Origin of the sequence: Saccharopolyspora phatthalungensis (genome assembly GCF_014203395.1) — a bacterium.
Lineage (GTDB): Bacteria > Actinomycetota > Actinomycetes > Mycobacteriales > Pseudonocardiaceae > Saccharopolyspora > Saccharopolyspora phatthalungensis.
In genome coordinates, this window is the sequence record NZ_JACHIW010000002.1 from 273,895 (window position 1) to 293,575 (window position 19,681).

20 protein-coding genes and 2 pseudogenes are annotated in these 19,681 nt (G+C 68.1%); 12 read left to right on the forward strand and 10 right to left on the reverse strand.

Annotation, left to right across the window (positions count from 1 at the left end; all coding sequences use genetic code 11):
* Positions 1-4 precede the first annotated feature (4 nt).
* Both BJ970_RS39100 and BJ970_RS28165 read left to right on the forward strand, forming a co-directional pair.
* Positions 5-139 carry a hypothetical protein gene (locus BJ970_RS39100; RefSeq protein WP_281399641.1) on the forward strand — a complete coding sequence of 45 codons (135 nt, stop codon included), beginning with the start codon at positions 5-7 and terminating at the stop codon, positions 137-139.
* 18 nt (positions 140-157) lie between these two features.
* A pseudogene (locus tag BJ970_RS28165) lies at positions 158-547 on the forward strand (gamma carbonic anhydrase family protein); the annotation flags it as partial.
* Between the two features lie 40 nt (positions 548-587).
* Here BJ970_RS28165 and BJ970_RS28170 read toward each other — a convergent pair.
* Entirely contained in the window at positions 588-1,355 is a 768-nt protein-coding gene (locus BJ970_RS28170; protein ID WP_184729893.1) for a putative protein N(5)-glutamine methyltransferase, read from the reverse strand.
* A 726-nt stretch (positions 1,356-2,081) separates the two neighbouring features.
* Complete coding sequence (locus BJ970_RS28175) at positions 2,082-2,342, reverse strand: metallothionein (protein ID WP_184732339.1); 261 nt, start codon at positions 2,340-2,342, stop codon at positions 2,082-2,084.
* A 133-nt stretch (positions 2,343-2,475) separates the two neighbouring features.
* On the opposite strand from BJ970_RS28175, the gene BJ970_RS28180 reads away from it, so the two are divergent.
* Positions 2,476-5,508: an alpha-mannosidase gene (locus tag BJ970_RS28180; protein WP_246471870.1), complete on the forward strand. Its 3,033-nt coding sequence runs from the start codon at positions 2,476-2,478 to the stop codon at positions 5,506-5,508.
* 108 nt (positions 5,509-5,616) lie between these two features.
* Here the strand turns inward: BJ970_RS28180 and BJ970_RS28185 are convergent, their stop codons facing one another.
* Positions 5,617-5,925, reverse strand: a complete 309-nt coding sequence (locus BJ970_RS28185) for a tautomerase family protein (RefSeq protein ID WP_184729894.1) — start codon at positions 5,923-5,925, stop codon at positions 5,617-5,619.
* Positions 5,926-6,012: 87 nt separating this feature from the next.
* On the opposite strand from BJ970_RS28185, the gene BJ970_RS28190 reads away from it, so the two are divergent.
* The 5 genes from BJ970_RS28190 (at position 6,013) to BJ970_RS28210 (ending at position 11,209) form a co-directional block, all read left to right on the forward strand.
* Positions 6,013-6,321, forward strand: coding sequence for a DUF6221 family protein (locus tag BJ970_RS28190; protein ID WP_184729896.1), 309 nt, complete (start codon positions 6,013-6,015; stop codon positions 6,319-6,321).
* A 159-nt stretch (positions 6,322-6,480) separates the two neighbouring features.
* Entirely contained in the window at positions 6,481-7,047 is a 567-nt protein-coding gene (locus BJ970_RS28195) for a flavodoxin family protein (RefSeq protein ID WP_184729898.1), read from the forward strand.
* A 1,290-nt stretch (positions 7,048-8,337) separates the two neighbouring features.
* Positions 8,338-9,456, forward strand: a complete 1,119-nt coding sequence (locus tag BJ970_RS28200) for a type III polyketide synthase (RefSeq protein ID WP_184729900.1) — start codon at positions 8,338-8,340, stop codon at positions 9,454-9,456.
* 50 nt (positions 9,457-9,506) lie between these two features.
* Positions 9,507-10,664 (forward strand): cytochrome P450, encoded by a 1,158-nt coding sequence (locus tag BJ970_RS28205; protein WP_312864505.1) that lies wholly within the window; start codon positions 9,507-9,509, stop codon positions 10,662-10,664.
* 29 nt (positions 10,665-10,693) lie between these two features.
* Positions 10,694-11,209, forward strand: coding sequence for a cupin domain-containing protein (locus tag BJ970_RS28210; protein ID WP_184729904.1), 516 nt, complete (start codon positions 10,694-10,696; stop codon positions 11,207-11,209).
* A 155-nt stretch (positions 11,210-11,364) separates the two neighbouring features.
* Here the strand turns inward: BJ970_RS28210 and BJ970_RS28215 are convergent, their stop codons facing one another.
* Entirely contained in the window at positions 11,365-12,168 is an 804-nt protein-coding gene (locus tag BJ970_RS28215; protein WP_184729906.1) for an ArsR/SmtB family transcription factor, read from the reverse strand.
* Positions 12,169-12,358: 190 nt separating this feature from the next.
* Between BJ970_RS28215 and BJ970_RS40200 the strand changes: the two are divergent.
* Positions 12,359-12,913, forward strand: a pseudogene (locus BJ970_RS40200) (alpha/beta fold hydrolase); the annotation flags it as partial.
* Between the two features lie 215 nt (positions 12,914-13,128).
* Here BJ970_RS40200 and BJ970_RS28225 read toward each other — a convergent pair.
* From BJ970_RS28225 to BJ970_RS28245, 5 genes are all read right to left on the reverse strand, one after another.
* Entirely contained in the window at positions 13,129-13,461 is a 333-nt protein-coding gene (locus tag BJ970_RS28225; RefSeq protein WP_184729908.1) for a putative quinol monooxygenase, read from the reverse strand.
* Between the two features lie 100 nt (positions 13,462-13,561).
* A complete protein-coding gene (locus BJ970_RS28230; RefSeq protein WP_184729910.1) occupies positions 13,562-14,497 on the reverse strand; it encodes an SRPBCC family protein in 936 nt (311 codons plus the stop codon).
* Positions 14,494-14,820 carry an ArsR/SmtB family transcription factor gene (locus BJ970_RS28235; protein WP_184729912.1) on the reverse strand — a complete coding sequence of 109 codons (327 nt, stop codon included), beginning with the start codon at positions 14,818-14,820 and terminating at the stop codon, positions 14,494-14,496. The genes BJ970_RS28230 and BJ970_RS28235 overlap by 4 nt, the downstream gene beginning before the upstream one ends.
* A gap of 67 nt (positions 14,821-14,887) precedes the next feature.
* On the reverse strand, positions 14,888-15,253 hold the full coding sequence (locus BJ970_RS28240; RefSeq protein WP_184732343.1) for a PaaI family thioesterase: 366 nt from the start codon (positions 15,251-15,253) through the stop codon (positions 14,888-14,890).
* 32 nt (positions 15,254-15,285) lie between these two features.
* Positions 15,286-16,122, reverse strand: a complete 837-nt coding sequence (locus BJ970_RS28245) for a 3-keto-5-aminohexanoate cleavage protein (RefSeq protein ID WP_312864507.1) — start codon at positions 16,120-16,122, stop codon at positions 15,286-15,288.
* Positions 16,123-16,202: 80 nt separating this feature from the next.
* On the opposite strand from BJ970_RS28245, the gene BJ970_RS28250 reads away from it, so the two are divergent.
* The gene (locus BJ970_RS28250; protein ID WP_184729914.1) at positions 16,203-16,775 is read left to right on the forward strand and encodes a hypothetical protein; all 573 of its coding nucleotides are present in this window, start codon (positions 16,203-16,205) and stop codon (positions 16,773-16,775) included.
* Positions 16,776-16,970: 195 nt separating this feature from the next.
* On the opposite strand, the gene trpS is transcribed toward BJ970_RS28250, so the two are convergent.
* Positions 16,971-18,023: a tryptophan--tRNA ligase gene (gene trpS / locus BJ970_RS28255; RefSeq protein WP_246471872.1), complete on the reverse strand. Its 1,053-nt coding sequence runs from the start codon at positions 18,021-18,023 to the stop codon at positions 16,971-16,973.
* A 390-nt stretch (positions 18,024-18,413) separates the two neighbouring features.
* Between trpS and BJ970_RS28260 the strand changes: the two genes are divergently transcribed.
* The gene (locus BJ970_RS28260) at positions 18,414-19,130 is read left to right on the forward strand and encodes an SDR family NAD(P)-dependent oxidoreductase (protein ID WP_312864508.1); all 717 of its coding nucleotides are present in this window, start codon (positions 18,414-18,416) and stop codon (positions 19,128-19,130) included.
* A gap of 71 nt (positions 19,131-19,201) precedes the next feature.
* The gene (locus BJ970_RS28265) at positions 19,202-19,669 is read left to right on the forward strand and encodes a GNAT family N-acetyltransferase (RefSeq protein WP_184729920.1); all 468 of its coding nucleotides are present in this window, start codon (positions 19,202-19,204) and stop codon (positions 19,667-19,669) included.
* The last annotated feature ends 12 nt before the right edge of the window (positions 19,670-19,681 follow it).

Here is a 19,681-nt window from a genome sequence, read left to right on the forward strand (position 1 = left end):
CTAAATGTCCACAGTAGACACTGCGGTGCCCGCATCCTGCGCAGACGACAAAGCCGCCAAGCCCGGACCGGAATCTACCTACGACGACCGCGCCGAGCTCGTGACCAGCTACAACACCCTACTTTGCACCTGGCCGTAGCTTCGGGAGTCCTGGGCCTACAACGCGGTGCTGCGCGGCGACCTGGAGAACATCAGCCTCGGCGCCGGCAGCAACATCCAGGACGGCTGCGTCGTGCACGCCGACCCCGGCTTCCCGGCGGAGATCGGAGCCGGTGTCACCGTCGGACACAAGGCGGTGCTGCACGGCTGCACCGTGGCCGACGACTGCCTGATCGGGATGGGCGCGGTGGTCCTCAACGGTGCCGGATCCCTGATCGCCGCCGGCGCGGTCGTGCTGGAGGGCACCGAAATCCCGCCCGGCTCGATGGTGGCCGGCACCCCCGGCAAGGTCCGCCGCGACCTCAGCGACGACGAGCAGGCCCGCCTGAAGCTCTCCGCCGAACACTACGTCGCCCTGGCCGCCAAACACCGGGAAGCCCTAGGCTGAACGCCCCCGTGGCGCACCGCCGGTACGGCCGCTCACCCGGTTAGCCGGGCAGTGCACCCACGACGATGGTGGCGTCGAGATCGTCGCAGCGGACCGTGCGCGGGACCAGCCCGGCACGCGCGACGATCTTCGCGGTGTGCGGTGCCTGACGGCGGCTGGTCTCGATCAGCAGGTGCCCGCCCGGCGACAGCCAGTCCGGTGCCCCGGCGGCCACCCGGCGCTGGATGTCCAGCCCGTCGCCGCCGCCATCCAGCGCCACCTGCGGCTCGTGCAGCCGCGCCTCCGACGGCATCAAAGCCACCTCATCGGTGGGCACGTAGGGGGCGTTGGCCACCACAACCTCGACGCCACCCCGTAATCGCCCGGGCAGCGCCTGATAGAGGTCGCCTTCGAAAACAGCACCGGCCTCGGCGATGTTGCGGCGCGCGCAGCGCACCGCGGCGGGATCGACGTCTGCGGCGTACAACCGCACCTGCCGCAGCTTCGCGGCCAGCGCGGCGCCGACCGCTCCCGAGCCACAGCACAGATCGACCACGACCGCGTGCGGCCGGGCCACGGCCGCGGCCTGCTCGACGAGGAACTCGGTGCGGCGGCGGGGCACGAACACCCCGGGATCCACGGCGATGCGCAGTCCGCAGAACCGCGCCCAACCCAGCACATGCTCCAGGGGCAGACCGTCGACCCGGCGCCGCAGCATCTCGGCGAGTTCCACCGGACCGGCGGCCGAGGCGATGAGCAACTGCGCCTCGGCCTCGGCGAACACGCAACCGGCGGCGCGAAGGCTGGCGACCACAGCGGACGGGGACAACGATGATCGGAAAACGGAAATGGGAGCGCCTTTCGGTATCGACGAGCGCTCTCCGGCATCACCGACGCGGAACACGACCGCGAGAGGAGAGCACCCGACCTGCAACAGCGGTAATGGGTCTCACCTCCTCGGTCGTGCGCGGTGCCGGCAACACTACCGCAGCGCTACTGGCCGGGATCGCACGGCCGAGCGTCCTGCGGCGCAAAACGCACTGGTGCCGTGGCCTCCGGGCCACGGCACCAGTGTTTTCAGCAAGTCCTGGCATCAGGCCCCCGGTTGTTGGTTGCCCCGGTGTTGCGTTGCGGCACGCGCCGCCGGACTGATGCCTCGACCGCGCCCGGCCGGTGACCGGGCAGGGGAGCGAACTGACGAATGTCAGCGCCGGGCGTGGCTGCTCAACGCCGGGTGCCGCATCACCGTGCGGGCCCGCTGCATCTCGCGCGCCATGCCGCCCAGCCAGCGAACCAGACCTGCCATCGGGGCGTCCTCCAGTACTCCGAGGGATGAATCGACGGTCCTGCGTCCCGTTGTCAAATCCGGTTCACGACAACCGGCGCGAACCGGACGGGAACGATCCGTCTCACCCGCCATGTCGTCGCAGGTAGTCCCGGTGTTTCCAGCAATTCATAACGTAATGATAACGAGTGATCGAGTGCGGCCTCGCCCCTCGAACGAGGCGAGGCCGACCCGCCATTCGGACGCCGCGCGCATACCCCGAACAGAGCATCAACCGGGATGCACACCCACGGTGTCCCGCAGCTCCCCGGCCATCGCCAGATCCGACTGGCGCGCACAGTGCGCGCAGCAGAAGAACCGGCCACTGGCCTCCACGCCGTGCCCGAGGATCCGCGTCCCGCAGTGCTCGCACTGCGGCGCGAGCCGCTGCACGGCGCATTCGAAGCAGTCGAAGGTGTGCACCCCGCCGCCCACGGTGTGCACCTCGAAGGTCATCCAGTAGTCATTGCCGCAGACTTCGCAGGTCGCCATGATCATGCCTTTCCGCGCCGATGGGGCAGATACCCGCAGCATGCGGTCCTGCCCAGGGGTCGGCAACCCGCCGCCGCCGACTTCGCCGCACCGCCCGCGCCGCACCCACCACTCGTCGCCCAGGTGTGCCAGCATGATCAGGATCACATCGAGCACATCGGGGGAGCACATGCACGACGACCGCCGCATCGTCGAACAACGCCTCGACCGGGTGCTGGCCGAACGCCTGCGCCCCGCCCGCTACACCGAAACACTGCCCTGCACGGTCGCGGTCTGGCACGTACCCGGCGAACCAGTGCCGGTCGCCGAGGCGCTGCGCGCCGACTACACGCCCACCGCCGTCGGCGAAGCCTGGGGCCCGGCATGGGGCACCAGCTGGTTCCGGCTGTCCGGCACCGTGCCGCCGCAGTGGCACGGGCGCACCGTGGAAGTGGTCGTGGACCTCGGCTTCGACGAGGACCTCCCCGGATTCCAGTGCGAAGGCCTGGCCTACAGCGCCGAAGGGACCCCGATCAAAGGACTACACCCCCGCAACACCCACCTGCCCACAGCAGACAACACCACCGCAGACAACCGCACCTGGTACATCGAAGCCGCCGCCAACCCGATCATCCTGGGCCCCAGCGGCTTCCAACCCACCGACCTGGGGACCAAACCCACCACCACAACCCCGCCCCTCTACCGGCTGCGCCGCGCCGACCTCGCCGTGTTCGACGAACCGGTATGGCAGCTGATCCAAGACACCGAGGTCCTCGACCAACTGATGCGGCAACTGCCCGTGGACTCCCCACGCCGCCACGACATCCTGCGCGCACTGGAACGCATGATCGACCGCCTCGACCTGCACGACGTCTCCGGCACCGCGGCCGCCGCCCGCACCGAACTCGCCGACACCCTGGCCCGGCCCGCCCACGCCAGCGCACACGTCATCTCCGCGGTCGGCCACGCCCACATCGACTCAGCCTGGCTGTGGCCGCTACGCGAAACCATCCGCAAGGTCGCCCGCACCGTCGCCAACGTCACCGCACTGATGGCCGAGCACCCCGACTTCCACTTCGCGATGTCGCAAGCCCAGCAACTGGCCTGGATCAAACAGCACCACCCCCAGCTGTTCGACCGCGTCCGCACCTTCATCCACACCGGACAGTTCGTGCCGGTCGGCGGGATGTGGGTGGAAGCCGACACCAACATGCCCGGCGGCGAGGCGATGGCCCGCCAGTTCGTCCACGGCAAACGCTTCTACCTCCAGGAATTCGGCATCGAAACCCGCGAGGTGTGGCTGCCCGACTCCTTCGGCTACAGCGCCGCCCTGCCGCAGCTGGTCGCCCTCTCGGGCTCCCGGTGGTTCCTGACCCAGAAAATCTCCTGGAACCAGACCAACAAGTTCCCGCACCACACCTTCTGGTGGGAAGGCATCGACGGCACCCGGGTGTTCACCCACTTCCCGCCCGCCGACACCTACAACTCCGAGATCACCGGAGCCGAACTCGCACACGCCACCCGCAACTTCGCCGAACACGGCCGCGCCAGCCGCTCCCTGCTGCCCTTCGGACACGGCGACGGCGGGGGAGGCCCCACCCGCGAAATACTCGCCCGCGCCTACCGCACCGCCGACCTAGAAGGCTCCCCACGCGTCCAGCTCGACACCCCGGCGGAGTTCTTCACGGCCGCCGAAGCCGACCACGACCACCCGGCCGTGTGGTCCGGTGAGCTGTACCTGGAAATGCACCGAGGCACCTACACCTCCCAAGCCAAAACCAAACAAGGCAACCGCCGCAGCGAACACCTGCTGCGCGAGGCCGAACTGTGGTGCGCCACCGCCACCATCGCCACCGGCCACGACTACCCCTACCAAGCCCTGGACCGGCTGTGGAAGCAAGTGCTCCTGCACCAGTTCCACGACATCCTGCCGGGCTCGTCGATCGCCTGGGTACACCAGGAAGCCGAAGCCGCCTACGCCCGCATCGCCACCGAACTCGAGACGATCATCGCCAACGCATTGCAGGCCCTGGCCGGTGCACCCGCCACCCCGCTGACCTTCAACGCAGCACCACACACCCGACACGGCGTGCCGGCCCTAGGCGCGGCCACCGCCACCCACACCGCGACACCCACCGCCACCCGACACCCCGACGGCACCATCACCCTCGACAACGGACTGCTACACGTCGCCATCGACCACCGCGGCCTGCTGACCTCGGTCTACGACCACGCCCGCGCACGCGAAGCGCTGGCGGCACCGGCGAACCTGCTGCAACTGCACGCCGACCACCCCAACGCCTGGGACGCCTGGGACCTCGACGCCTTCTACCGCCACCACACCCGCGACCTCACCGACATCGACGAACTGGAACTCGACGCCGGCACCGTCCGCCTCCGCCGCAGCTTCGGCAAATCCGCAGTAGTGCAACGCATCAGCCTCGCCGCCGACACCCGACGCGTGGACATCGACACCGACATCGACTGGCACGAGACCGAGAAACTACTCAAGGTCGCCTTCCCCCTGGACGTGCACGCCGACCGCTCCGCCGCCGAAACCCAGTTCGGGCACGTCATGCGCCCCACCCACACCAACACCTCGTGGGACGCCGCCAAGTTCGAAATCTGCGCGCACCGCTTCCTGCACGTCGCCGAACCCGACTACGGACACGCCCTGGTCAACGACGCCACCTACGGCCACGACGTCACCCGCGACACCCGCCCCGACGGCGGCACAACCACCACCGTCCGGCTGTCCTTGCTGCGCGCGCCCCGCTTCCCGGACCCCGACACCGACCACGGCCCACACCGGCTGCGCTACGCCCTGATCGCCGGGGCCGACATCGGCGAAGCCGTCCGCGAGGGCTACCGGATCAACCTGCCCGAACGGACCGTCAGCGGCTCACACCCGGTGGCGCCGCTGGTGACCATCGACAATGACGCCGTGGTCATCGAAGCGGTCAAACTCGCCGACGACCGCAGCGGCGACCTCGTCGTCCGGCTCTACGAATCGCGCGGCGGCCGGGCTCAAGCGCGTCTGAGCATCTCCTTCCCGGCCACCTCGGTCACCCGCACCGACCTGCTGGAACGGCCCCTGGCGCAACCGGATGCCACCACCGACGCCCTCGACCTGCGGCTGCGGCCCTTCGAGATCCGCACACTGCGCTTCGCCCGCCCGACCCGCTGACATCTGCCCCGGCACGCGGTCCGCGGCAGCCCTTGCCTCCGCCGGCACGGGCTGCCACCAGACCCTTCCGGGCGTCGGCCACGATGAGGTCGCGTCGGGGCAGGGCCTTCAGTTCGTGGCCGCGGTGTCGCTGAAGACGTGGTCCATTCGCTCGTCGTAGCCCGTCAGGGGGTTGACCGTTCGACCGGCTGCCCACCAGTTCTCGCTGTTCGTCTCGACCACGCACAGGAGAATGTCCTCCTCCGGGACGTCCGCGAACAGCCGGAGGTTCGTGCGGATCGCTGCGTACAGATCCGCCTTCTGCAACTCGGCGTCGTCCATGCGGGATTCGCCGCCGGAGGCGTGGATGAACTCCGAGAGGGAGCCGGTGCGAGGATGCACCTCTAGCAGGAGCTCGGGCAGGTCGACCTGCGGCATCACTATCAAACCCCGTCATGACCGAGCCGCCTCCGCGTCCCCGTCTGTGACCGATCAACCCCACCGCGGACAACGGGAGTGCCCCAGATGGACCGGTTCGTCCAGTTCCTGCGCCGCCAGCTCGACGTCGACCTGGAACTGCTGCGGATAGCCAGGCAGAACGCCGAAACCGGCACGACCCGCCCATGCCTGATCACCCACATCCGTGGCTTCCGCGAATGCGAACTCAAAACCCGCCTGCTGACCACCCACCGCAGCTGCGGCTCCGGCGGCGGCCCCTGCGACGCACTGGGGGAGAGCTACCCACCCGAGGACGAACGCGGCTGCCCCACCCGAGCCCTGCTCGGCCTGCCCTACGCCGACCGCCCCGGCTACGCCCCCCGCTGGCGCCCCTGAACCTCCGCCCGGCCGCGCCCGACCAGAACCCGGCCCGGCAGATCACCGAACACCGAAAACGCCACAAACCCCGCACGAACAACCAAACCCCGAAAAAGCCAGCACCCCACTCACCAGGGTCCTTCGGCCCTAGCCCCGCCCCAGGCGAGACACCCGACGATGGGCGGCGACACCGCCGAGGCGAGGGGAACGGCGATCATGCGCGCACTCGTGGTCTACGAATCCATCTTCGACAACACCGCAGCCATCGCCGAGCACGTCGCAACGGGCCTGGCCCGCTGGATGGACGTCGACCTCGCCAAGGTCTCCGACGCGCCCACCTGCATCGGCGACCACGTCGGCCTGCTCGTCGTCGGCGGGCCCACCCACCCCTCTGGCCCAAACCGCCGAACCCCCCGCAAGGCCGCCGTACCAGCCCCGCGCGGCCCCGGCTCAGCCGACCACCACGGGCTGCACGAATGGCTCAACTCCATCCACAAAGGCCTCGGGCTCGTACACGCCGCCGCCTTCGACACCCGCACCGAGAACCCGAACACACCCGCCTCCGCGGCCCGAACCGTCGAAGAAATCCTCCGCAGCAACGGCTTCCACCTCACCGAACCGACCCACACCTTCCACCTGGAACACCCAGCCGGGCCACTACAACCCGCAGAGGCACAACGCGCCCAACACTGGGCCGAACACCTCGCCGCCAAACTCGCCACCCACAGCCGCCCCCCACGCTGATAACGGGACTCACGTCGAGGATCGCCGGTGTCAGGGGAGGAGACCGAAGCCCGGACGGACGGCAGGGGAGAGGAGTAAGCCCAGCAAGGGCGGCGAGGAAGCCCAAAACTCCAGGAGAATTGCGCGGTGCCCGAACCCCGGACACACACTGCGCACGTATCAACGCTCAGTGCAAGGGATGCCCCTTGGTCAGCTCCACCTTTTCTCCATTTGATGGATAATATTCGTTATCCATCAAAGATCGATGTCGGTAGAAGGGACGCGGTCTGGCGCTCCGGGGGATCGCGGACCATCCGCTCTCGAACACTGGGTGCTCGCACTTGATGGCTGCACCGCTCGCCAGTTCGCATCGCATTGCGGTAGCTGATGTCGAGCCGATGCACTGATCACCAGGCCCTCGCCAGCCTGAACCAAGATCTTGATCAACCGACACCAGAACCGTTTCCGCGCCAGCAATCCCAAAGTTTCCGCTAGTTATCCGATTTTGTCACGGTGACGTTTTTGCACGAGGGATTCCCGGGTCGTCAGAAGCCGGAGGGGCAGCCGCTGGCCCTCCGGCAAGCCCATCGATTGCCGGAGGCAGGCTTGAACGGCTGTCGCCAACCGGCCGGCTCGGCCATCACACAACACGAACGCGCCGTCAACGCGCCGCGTCCCGAGGGTCCGACATCGCCGAATCACGCCAGTTGTCACAGCGAAGGCCCCGAGACCAGATCCGTTGAGACCTGTCAGACGGCTCTTCTGCGTGCCCCCGCCACAGGTCGATAAAACGCCGATAATGTACATTATGTTAAGTAGATCGTGAGCGGCTCGCCAAACCCGCCTCGACGGGCTCCCCTTGTCAGGCGCTAGCCACACCACGAAGGTGCTTCGAAGTTGACCGTAGCTCGGCGCGGACCGCTGTAGCCTCGGACTCGCTGCCTTGCCAAAGCGTCAGCTGACGACGCCGTTACCGGCCGTGCACCGCCGATCACCGCATGAACTGCCGGGCCCTGCGCCGTGGTCGGCAATTCCGCGACGATAAGTGGTGCCTCTCCCCTTGTTCTCCACTGGATCGAACCGTCGCGGCCAGCAACCGCTTCGGTCGAACAATCTTCATGTGAGTGGGGCTCACAATGCGTCCTCTCACGGTGTGCGTGCACCGCCGCGCAGTTCCTCCCATCAGTGGTTATGCCGGGGGAAAAGGTGTTCTGACCGGTCGCCGCACCGCAGAAACCGCCGGATGATGAGAGGCACACCGTTTCGCTCCTCAGCAGCTAGTCCCGTGCGCTTGTACCGATGGAGGCATTGGTGGCAGTTCTGTGCAGACCGGCGGTCGCCGTACCCGAACACGTCATCACGGTGGAGGAAACCCTGGAACTGGCCCGTCGAGTCCACGCCGGGCACCCGCAACTCCCCCTCGTTCTGCGGTTGATAAGCAACACCGGGGTCCGCAAGCGCCACCTCATCCGCTCCATCTCAGAGACGCTGCAGCATCCGGGTTTCGAGGTGCGCAACAAGATCTACGAGGAGCATGCCAAACAGCGGGTGCCTGCCGTGATCACCCAGGCCCTGGTCAATTCGGGTCTGCGGGAAGAGGATATCGATCTGCTGGTGTACGTCTCGTGTACCGGTTTCATGATGCCTTCGATGACCGCGTGGCTGATTAACTCGATGGGCTTCCGCCACGACACCCGGCAGCTGCCGATCGCCCAGCTGGGGTGCGCTGCCGGCGGTGCGGCGATCAACCGCGCCCACGACTTCTGCACCGCCTATCCCGAATCGAATGCACTGGTCGTCGCCTGCGAGTTCTGCTCGTTGTGCTATCAGCCCGACGACCACGACATCGGGTCGTTGTTGTCCAACGGGCTGTTCGGTGATGCGGTCGCTGCCGCCGTTGTACGGGGCAGCGGTGGCAACGGGGTTCTTCTGGAGCGCAATGCCGCGTCCATCATCCCCAACACCCCGGAGTGGATTTCCTACCAGGTCAAGGCCACCGGTTTCCATTTCCGGTTGGACAAACGGGTTCCGACGACCATGGAGCCGCTGGCACCCGCGCTGCGCGCGTTGGTGGAGCGTCATCGGTGGAACGTCGGCGAGCTGGACTTCTACATCGTCCACGCCGGCGGGCCGCGGATCCTCAACGACCTCACCAAATTCCTGGGCGTGCCGCCGGTGGCCTTCCGGCATAGCAGGGCCACGCTCACCGAGTACGGCAACATCGCCAGCGGAGTCGTGCTCGACGCGTTGCTGCGGATGTTCGACGAGGGCTCGCTCGCCGATGGGGCGCGTGGGCTGATCGCCGGTTTCGGGCCCGGGATCAGTGCGGAGATGGCTGTTGGCAGCTGGCTGCCGGCCGGTTCCCGGCGCCCCATCCCCCAGCCTCGGGACGAGTCGATGACCGTCGTACGTTCGGTGGGAGGTCGCTGATGTCGGATCGGTGCCCTGTCCGGTGCTATGAACCGGCCAACATTCCCGGGGTGGCTTTCGACCCGTTTCTCGCCGAGTTTCTCCAGGATGCACCGGTGGCGCGGATCCGGATGCGTTTCGGCGAAGGCGAAGCGTGGCTGGTGACCCGGTACGAGGATGTCAAGTTCGTCACGTCGGATCCCAGGTTCAGCCGGGCGGCGATCGCGGGCCGCCCCTTCCCCAGGATGACCAAGCACGTCATCCCGTTGGACCGGGCGCTGAGCTATTCGGACCCGCCAGAGCATGCGCGGATCCGGCGGGTGGCGGCGAAGATGTTCGCGCAGCGTAGGGTCGAGCAGTTTCGGGTGCGTGCCGAGCAGGTGATGGCCGAACGGGTGGCTGCGTTGGTGGCTGCGGGTCGGCCGGCCGACCTGGTGGAGCACGTGGTGGCTCCGTTTCCGATGACGATGATCGGTGAGGTCGTGGGTATTCCGGTGGCCGACCGGCCCTGGTTGACCTGGTGCGCGGAGACGCTGTTCAGCATGGCGCACGACCAGGCGGAGGTGGATCGCAATGGCCGGGTCAAGGCTGAGCTCTACGAGTATTTCCACCAGCTCGTGGCGCAACGTCGTGCCGGGCCGCGTGATGATTTGGTGACGGTGTTGGCCGATGCCCGCGACCGTGGCGAGATCAATGACGAGGAATTGGGTGCGTTGGTCGTGCTGGTGTCGCTGAATGGGTGGCATGCGGTTCGTTACAACAGTTCGAACATGGTGTATGTGCTGTTGACCGAGCCGGGGCTCAAGGATCGGTTGGTGGTTGAGCCGGGGCTGATTCCGCATGCGGTGGAAGAGCTGCTCCGGTTCATCCCGCACAAGCGTGGTGTCGGTCAACCTCGTGTCGCCACCGAAGATGTCGTGATCCGGGGTGTCCGGATCCGGGCGGGCGATGTCGTGCACATTTCGTATGTGACCGCGAATTGGGATGCGGAGATCTTCCCGAATCCGGAGCGAGTCGATCTGGATCGTGCGGACATCCCGCATCTTGCCTTCGGGCATGGTCCGCACTACTGCGTGGGGCCGCTGTTGGCTCGGATGGAGGCGCGGGTTCTGCTTGCCACCTTGCTGGATCGGTTGCCCCGGCTGCGGTTGGCGGTGTCGCCCGAGGAAGTGCGGTGGCGGCAGGACGTCATGATCCGCGGTCCGGTTGATCTGCCGGTGACCTGGTAGCGGCGTTGGTGAAGGGAGGGTGCAGGACAATGCGGGGTTTGGTGGTTCCGCCCGGCCGGGGCAAGCGCATCATGACCGGTGCGCAGGAGGTGACGTTCAAGGTCACGGGGGTGCATTCGGTGGCGGCGTCGAGTTTCGAGGTGGTGGTGCCGCCGGGTTTCGATGTCGGTGCACATGTGCACGGCCGTAGCGAGGAGCTGTTCTACGTGCTGGAGGGTGAGCTCGACCTGTTGGCGTTCGAGCCGGTCGTTCGCAGTGGGGATTGCTGGTCGGAGTGGGAGAGCGATTCCGGGCAGCGGGTCTATCGTGCTGGTCCGGGTAGTGTCATGTTCGTCCCGCCTGGTTGTCCGCATGCCTTCGCCAATCGGGGCGATGTGCCGGCGCGGATGTTCTTCCAGTCTTCGCCGCCTTCGCATCATGAGCGGTATTTCGAGGAGTTGCTGGAGATCCTGGACGCTCCGGGCGGTGTGGATCATGCTGCGGTGGCCGAGTTGCGGCGGCGGCATGACATCGAGCAGCTGACGCCGCTGCGTTTCGAGGCTTGAATTCTGGTGGTCTTGGCGCGTCGTGGGTTGTTTGGTCTTGCGGTGCCGCCAGGCTTCTCCCCTGCCGGTGCTCGCGGTCGAGCTGGCGGACCGGGAGGAGCCCGGCGTGTGGCCTGGATGTTCCCCTTGCGTGAGGGGCCTCTCCGTGACGCGTCTCAGTCGTGCTGGGCGGGGGGCTCGGGCAACGCTTCGCCGGTTTCCAGCAGCGTCTTGAGGCTGGAGAGCAGCGCTGGCCATCCTTCGCGGATCATGCCCAGGACGGTGCTTGCTGGGTCGAAGCCGTCGTGCACGACGGTCAGTTTGACCGTCTCCCCGACCGGTTCGATGTGGAAGGTCACCTTCGACCGGGGTTCGGCGGCGATCTTGGCGCGGGTTTCTTCGTCTACGCCGGCGGTTTCGGCCCATTGTGGGGTGAAGGTGTGCCAGGTGTAGGAAAGCGTGCGGTAGGGCTCGGATTCGAGGACCACCTGGGCGGGGTCGGCGGTCGTGCCGCCGCGCTCGTGCCAGGTCATCGTGGATCCCACCTGCCAGTCGGTGTCGAAGGCCACTCCCCAGTAGCGGCGGGTGAAGGCCGGGTCGGTCAGCGCTTGCCAGAGCCGTTGGGGTGTGGTGTTGATGTAGGTGGTGTAGACGAATTCCGCGTTGCTCATCGGTTGTTGCTCCAATGCGGTTTTCAGGTCCGCGAGCGCGTGTACCCGCTTGCGGTCGTACTGGTTGATCCAGCGTTCGGCGATGGCGTTGATCGGTTCGGCGTTGAGGTAGTGCAGCTTTTCCCGGCCTCGCCGGAGGGTGGTCACCAGGTTGGCCGCTTCCAGCACGGCGAGGTGCTTGCTGACTGATTGCCTGGCCATGTCGAGTCCGGTGCACAGTTCGCGCAGGGTTTGCCCGTTGCGGGAGTTCAGGCTGTCCAGTAGTCGGCGTCGGTTGCCGTCGGCCAATGCCTTGAACACCGTGTCCATTTCACCTACCCGAAATATGCAGCCTGTTGGCTGCGCGAAATATAGGCAGCCAACAGGCTGCATGTCAACGGGGCCGGTACGGCTCGGCCGGGGCTGGCCAGGTCGGTGTGGGCACCGGACACCGGGCTTGGTGTGCCGGCAGCTGTGGGACATGCGCTTGTGCGTGGGCTTTCGCGCCTAGGATTCGGGCATGGCGGCGACGGCGGTGCTGGTGCACGGCAGTTTTCTGGGGCCGTGGTCGTGGCGTGATGTGGTTGTGGACCTGGCGGACTCGGGAATCGGATGTGTGGTCGCGGATCTTCCCAGCGGATTCGGCGGGATCCGCGACGCCGCCGGTGATCTGCACGACGATGCCGCGCAGGTGCGGGAGATCCTGGATGCTGCCGCGGGGCCGGTGGTGCTGTGCGGGCACTCTTACGGAGGGGCGGTGATCACCGAAGCGGCCGCGGGGCATCCGGCTGTGCGGCGGCTGGTGTACCTGGTCGGCGCGCTGCCCGATGCCGGCCAGAGCCTGGCTGATCTGGCGCCGGCTCCCGGGTCCGCGCCACGTGCGCGGGAAGCGGTGCGATGGCGTGCCGACGGCTTGGTGGAGCTGACCGCGTATTCCGCTCGCGAGGCGTTGTTCCACGACTACTCACCACTGCGGGCCGAGGAGGCGATTTCGTTGCTGCGGCCCAGTAATCCGGTGATCGGCGGGCAGGCCGTGCGGGCGGCGGCATGGCGGCAGGTGGCGACGACCGTCGTGCGGGCCGCATTCGACCGGATGGCGGAGCTAATCTCGGCCGCGCTGCCCCGGGACGAGGTCGAGACCGTGTCCTCACTGGTCCCGGCCCGATCTGGTCGCCACCCTGCTGGCCGACCTGGTGCGGTCGCGGTGAACGCGAGAGCGAGCGTTTCCCGGCTCAGTGACCCGTGGGCGGTGCGGGATGTACCCGCACCGCCCACGCGACAGGTGAGCTCTCAGTTCTGCTCGGGTACGGCCATCTCGCCCAGCAGTGACCAGTCCTGCTGCGGCACGGTCGTGTTGATGATCCGCGGCGTTTCGGCGAGGTGTGGTGGCAGGGTTTGCCGGGCCTTCTTGAAGTGTTCCGACTGGACGTGCGCGGCACCGGCCTCGCCGTCGCGGAATGCCTCGATCAGGACGTACTCGGTCGGGTCCGCGACGCTGCGGGACCAGTCGAACCACAGGCAGCCCGGCTCGGCGCGGGTGGCCCGGGTGAATTCCCCGGCGATGTCCGGCCATTGGTCGGCGTGTTCGGGCCGGATTCGGAATTTGGCGGTGATGAAGATCATCGCGGGCACTCCTTCGAACCAGATTGGACGCTGCGTTTCCGTTGGTACCGCTGATCCTAAGGACTCGTCCGGGCACGCATCCGGGCTGGTAGGCCGTGATTCAGTCGCCGAGCCGCCGCGTGTAGTGCTCGCGCAACACCTCGGTGCGGTCGGTGGGCCAGGGGCCGCGGATGTCGCCGTGCAGGGCGGCGAACAGGATCTCGAAGTACACCTGCCACGCGGCCAGCAGGGTGGCTCGCTGGTCGGCCTGAGCGGTGGGCACGGTGTGGGTCAGTCTCAGGCGGGTGCCGATCGGATGCTGGGTGCGGAGTTGGAAACGCACGGTTCCCCCGGGTTGCCAGGCGTATTCCAGGACGTGCGGGGCCTCGACGGTGGTGAGCGCGGCGGCCTGACCGAAGCCGTGGGTGCTGTGCAGCGGCGGTTGGTCACCGGTAGCGGGTTGGCCGTTGTCGGTGATCAGGGCCCAGACCTGTTCGGGTGGCTGGACGAGGTCGCGTTCGAAGTGGATCGTCCAGCCGTGCTCGGTCGGGTCCAGTTCTCCTTCGCCGAGGCCGAACTGCTCGATGTAGGACTCGGCGCGTTCGAACCAGGTCTGCATGCAGAATTCGGCGGTCGTTCCCGAGAGCCGGGCGGACAGGCCGTCGAGGCAGGCGTCCCAGCCTGCGGCGTGGCGGGCGGCCGACGGGCGGTCGCTGTCGGGGCCGTGCAGGGTGTGGCTGAATACCAGCAGGCAGCCTTCGGGGTGCGGGAGCAGTTCGCAGCGGATGACGTCGCTGTCCCAGCGGAACGCGAAGACTTTCGGCGGGTCGGCCTCCAGGATTTCGCCCTCGTCGGAGTCGGCGGAGCCTTCGAAGGTGAAGCGCATCGGTGCGCCGATGACTGGCTGGTCGAAGTCGATGCGGGCGGGGAACCAGTGGGCCAGTTCGGCCGGGTCGGTGATGGCCTGCCACACCTTCTCCGGCGGGTGGTGCAGCAGGCGTTGCAGGCGCAGTACGGGACGGTCGCCGATCATGGTGAGGGTGGTGTTCGTGGTCATGGCTGGGGGGCCTCCTGGTCGGGCATGGTGTCGAGGTGGCGTTGCAGGGCGTCGAGCCGGTCGTTCCACATCCGGCGGTAGGGCGCCAGCCAGGCGTCGATTTCGGCCAGCGGCTCCGGGCAGAGCCGGTACCAGCGGCGCTGGGCGTCCTGGCGGACGTCGACCAGTCCCGCTTCGCGTAGCACCTTGAGGTGCTTGGACACGGTGGGCTGGCTCAGCGGCAGCCGGTCGACGAGGTCGCCGACCGCCCGTTCCCCGGTGCGCAGCAGGTCGAGGATGTCCCGTCGGTGCGGTTCGGCCAGGACTTCAAAAGTACTTGCCACCCCATCAATATAGCCAACCGGAAATATATTGGGCGAGGCGGCGGGCCACACCAGCTGGCGATCGATCTCAGGGGTTCAGCACGGACTGGGTCTGGGTGGTGTGCCCGATGCGGCGCCCGGAATCGTCGAACAGCTCGGTCTGCACCGCGATGTTCGTGCGGCCCACGTGCAGCGGACGGCTGACCGCGTGCAACGCGCCGTCGCGCACCGCGCGGAAGAAGTTCGTCTTTGACTCGATCGTGGCGGTGCGCGTGCCCTCGGGCAGGTTCAGGTACGCGCAGATCGCGCCGATCGAATCGGCCAACGCCATGACCGCGCCCCCGTGCAGCACTCCCCCCGCCGTGCAGCGTTGGGCGGCCCAGTCCAGATGCCCGCGGACCTCCTCGGTGCTCGCGGAGTCGATCCGCACTCCCAGCGACACCGCGAACGGCATGAGAGCGAGGAGTTGCTGATGATCGACGGCGGTCACGGGGCCTCCTGGGCGAGGATCCGGGTTGCGGCGGCGACGAGTTCGGCGTTGTCGGCGGCGACCTGCCCATCGGGCAGCCGCAAGGTGTCCTCCAGCCCGATGCGAGTGGCGAGACCGCGGCGCGCGGCGACAGTGAGCACCGTCCATGCCCCGGCGGCCTCGCCGTGCAGCAGGATCGGCGTCGCCGCCGGGCGCAGCCGATCCAACAACGCTTCGGCGGTGGTCGGGGCGCCGCGTGCGGTCAGATCGGTGACCTCTGCCAGCACCCGCAGCACCCTGCCGCGATGCGGCGAGAGCAGGAACTGGCGGTCGCCGTCGGTGCCGGAGTGGATACCGGCCTCGATGCCGACACCGCGTTCCAACAGCGCGGCCGCGACGACGTCGGCGCCGGGTTCGTGCCAGTTGACCGAGGCGTGATCGGGCAGCACTGTCCACGCCCGGATTGCCCGGATCCGATCGGCGGGGTCCGGGGCGGTCCACGCGCCCGTGGTGACGCCGACCGGGACGGCGGGCGCGGCGGCCCGCACCGCCCGCAACGCGGCGGCGACCAGGTGCGGATCCAAACTGTCGGTGCCGTCGGGCGCCTTGGGATGCAGGTGGATGTCGGTAGCACCGGCAGCGACGCTGTCGGCAGCCGCCTTGGCCAGCTCTTCCGGGCGCACGGGCAGGTGGAAGTGCTCGCGCGGCGACCGCGCGCCGTTGAGGCAGACCTGCAGCATGCGCCGATTCTCCCCCGATCCGGCAAGCGCGCGGAAGCTGACGTCCCGTTTCGTGATCATCTTCCGGTGCCATGCGTCGCCCGGATCGGTGACGCCGGCGTCCAGCTTGGCCACGGCCGGTCAGCCACGCGACCCCGGATGAGGACGCGTGATCTGTGCACCGGGGATCGTGGCGGAGGCGTTAGCGTGGTGAGGTGGTGTTGAGCAATCGGATCCTGCGGGGCGTGGCGGCCGGCGAGATCACCCTGGCGTTCCAGCGCTGGCCAAGCCCGCAGGCAAACGCCGGATCGCAACTGCGCACCGCGGTCGGGTTGATCGGCATCGGCGAGGTCGCCGAGGTTGACCCGCACGAGATCACCGACGGCGAGGCCCAGCGGGCCGGCTTCACCTCCGCGGCCGGCCTTCGGTCCTCTTTGGACAAACACGGGCGGGGCGCGGTCTATCGCCTCACGCTCAGCTACGGTGGCCCCGCCCCGGCGCTGCCTCCGGAACCGGTGGAGCTGCACCCGCGCGAGCGGGCCTCGATCGACCGGCGGTTGGCGCAACTGGACGTCTCTTCCCCGCGCGGACCGTGGACCAAAGCGATCCTGGAACTGCTGCGGCAGCGTCCCGGCCTGCGCCCCGCCGAACTCGCCGCCGACCAAGGACGCCCGGTATCGCGGTGCAAATCCGATGTGTGGCAACTGCGCGAGCTCGGCCTCGTCGAACCCCTCGAAACCGGATTCCGGCTGTCCCCGCGCGGACAGTCCTACCTCGACAGTCCCTGATGAACGGAAAACGCATGCCGCTCAACCAGGTCCACCTGGTCCACCAGCGCGGTGGCAGGCCCGCGGACACCAGCGCCGACGATGCCGAGTCCGCACTGTACGTGGCGATCTGGGCGCATAGCAGCGGCAATGACGCCACTGCGCGACGTGCCGATGCGTTCCCGCAACGTGGTCAACCTGTGACGGCCGACCCGATCAGTAGCGGGTGCCCATCGCTGAGCGCACCTCGGCGAGGGTGGTTTCGGCGATGGCGTTGGCCCGCTCGTTGCCGTCGCGCAGGATCCGACGCAGGTAGCCGCGATCCCGCGCGAAGGAGGCCCGCCGCGCCCGCATCGGTGCCAGGTGCTCGTTGACCGCCTCGGTGACCGTGCGTTTCAACGCCGCCGCACCACCGGAACCGATGCCCTGGGCGACCTCGTGGGGATCCCGGCCAGTGCACAACGCCGCCAGCAGCACCAGGCTGGAGACCTCGGGGCGGGACTGCGGATCGTAGCTGATGTGGCGCTGCGAATCGGTTTTCGCGCCTCGGATCAGCCGCGCGGTCTCATCGGCGCTGGCCGACAGCGTGATCGCGTTGCCGCGGCTCTTGCTCATCTTCGCCCCGTCGGTGCCCAGCAGCAGCGGCGCCGGTGACAGCAGTGCGTCCGGCTCGGGCAGCAGCCGGCCGTAGCGTTCGTTGAACCGGCGCGCGATCGTGCGGGTCAGCTCCAGGTGCGGCAGCTGGTCCTGGCCCACCGGCACCAGATTCGCCTTGCAGAACAAGATGTCGGCGGCCTGGTGCGCCGGGTAGGTGAACATCAGGCCGCTGACCGCGGACTGCCGCGAATGGTTGATCTCGTCCTTGACCGTGGGATTGCGGCCCAGTTCCGGGACCGACACCAGGCTCAGGAACGGCAGCAGCAACTGGTTGAGCGCCGCCACCGCGCTGTGGGTGAAGATCGTGGCGCGCTGCGGGTCGATCCCGGCGGCCAGGTAGTCCAGCACCAGGTTCTCCACATGCTCACCGAGGCGCTCGGCGACATCCCGGTCGGTGAGCACCTGGTAGTCGGCGATGATCAGCAGCACCTCCACGCCCAGGTGTTGCAACCGGACCCGGTTGTGCAGGGTGCCGAAGTAGTGGCCCAGGTGCAGCGGTCCGGTCGGGCGATCCCCGGTGAGCACCCGGAAATCGGCGGGGCGCAGCGGGATCAGCTTTTCCAGTTCGGTGCTGCGACGGGCGGCGGTAGAGGTCGCGGTCGTGGTGGTCATTGAGGTTCTCCTCATCCGGTGGCGGGGTCCGGCCGGCGCCCTGGACGTGCGGAGAACACGAAGAAGGGCCGTCCATCCGAACGGCCCGAGGTGTGCGCAATGCTGGTGCGGCCGCTCCTAACCGGAGCGCCACCAGGCAAGGCACGATGCGCGAATCACGGCATCACCCTATCCGAGTGCCGGTGTGTCGTGCGCCAGCAGCCCGGCCCCGTTCTCGGGCACCACGGCCTCACGGGTGTGGCTCTGCTGCGGCATGCGACAAGGTCTACGTCCAAAAGCCCTGCTAGGAAAGCGGATTTTCCCCGCGGCTGCGAGGCAGTAGAAATGCCTTGCGTCAAGGACGCTGGGGATCTACCTTGCCCATATACTTTAGACTTAAAGGAGTTTGGCGTGCGTCAGATCATCGTCACCGGCGGCGGCACCGGCATCGGCTACGCCATCGCCGAACACTTCGCCACCGCAGGCGACGTGGTCACCATCACCGGCCGCCGCCGCGACGTCCTCGACGCCGCCGCTGCCGCACTCGGCGTGACGGCACTGCCTTTCGACGCCGCCGACCCCGAGGCCGTCGCCGCCGCGGCGGCCCAACTGCCCGGCCACGTCGACGTCTTGGTCAACAACGCTGGCGGCAACACCGACTTCGACCGGTCCGCACCGCACGACCTGGCCGCGATCGCCGCCGGGTGGGAAGCCAACCTGCGAGCCAACGTGCTCTCCGCGGTTCTGGTGACCACCGCCGTGACCCCACGGCTGGCCACCGGCGGCCGGGTGATCACCATCGGCTCGATCGCCGCCCGCACCGGCACGGGCTCCTACGGCGCCGCCAAAGCCGCCATCGAAGCCTGGACCGCCGATCTCGCCGGTCGGCTCGGCCCACACGGCATCACCGCCAACGTCGTCTCGCCCGGCCTGATCGAAGACACCGAATTCTTCCGCGGCAACCTCACCGAAGACCGCCGCCGAGCACTCATCGACGCCACCAGCACCGAACGCGCCGGAACCCCCGCCGACATCGCCGGCCTCGTCGGCTTCCTCGCCGGCCCGCTGGCCGGTCACATCACCGGCCAGGTACTGCACGTCAACGGCGGCGCCTACCTCGGGCGATGAACCTGAGACAGCGCGAATGCGGCGGAAAATCGCTTGCCCCGGCCCGCCCCGGAGTCACTAGCGTCTGCCGGATGAGCCTCGTCCGCCGAGCACAGGCCGCAGACGCCGCCGAACTCGTCCGGCTCCGGGAAACGGTGATCACCGGAGGAACCGGAACCTGGCAGAAAAACGCCCTGGCGACCTTGCGGCGGCACCTGTCCGACCCCGCCGCATCACTGGCCGCCTACGTCGTCGACGCACCAGACGAATCCAACCGCCTCGCCGCGTGCGCCGTGGGGGCGATCGACCAGCGACTGGAAGGGCATGCCTGCCCGACCGGCCAGGTCGGATTCGTGTTCAACGTGACCACCGACCTCGGCCACCGGCGGCGCGGGTACGCCCGCGCGTGCATGCAAGCCCTTCTCGCCTGGTTCCAGCGGCGCGGCATCACCCTGGTCGACCTGCGCTGCTCGCCGGAGGCAGAGCCGCTGTACCGATCGCTCGGCTTCGTCTGCCTCCCGGATCCGGCGATGCGTTTGGCCTTGCCGGCCGACGGGTGAATCCGGCCCGGA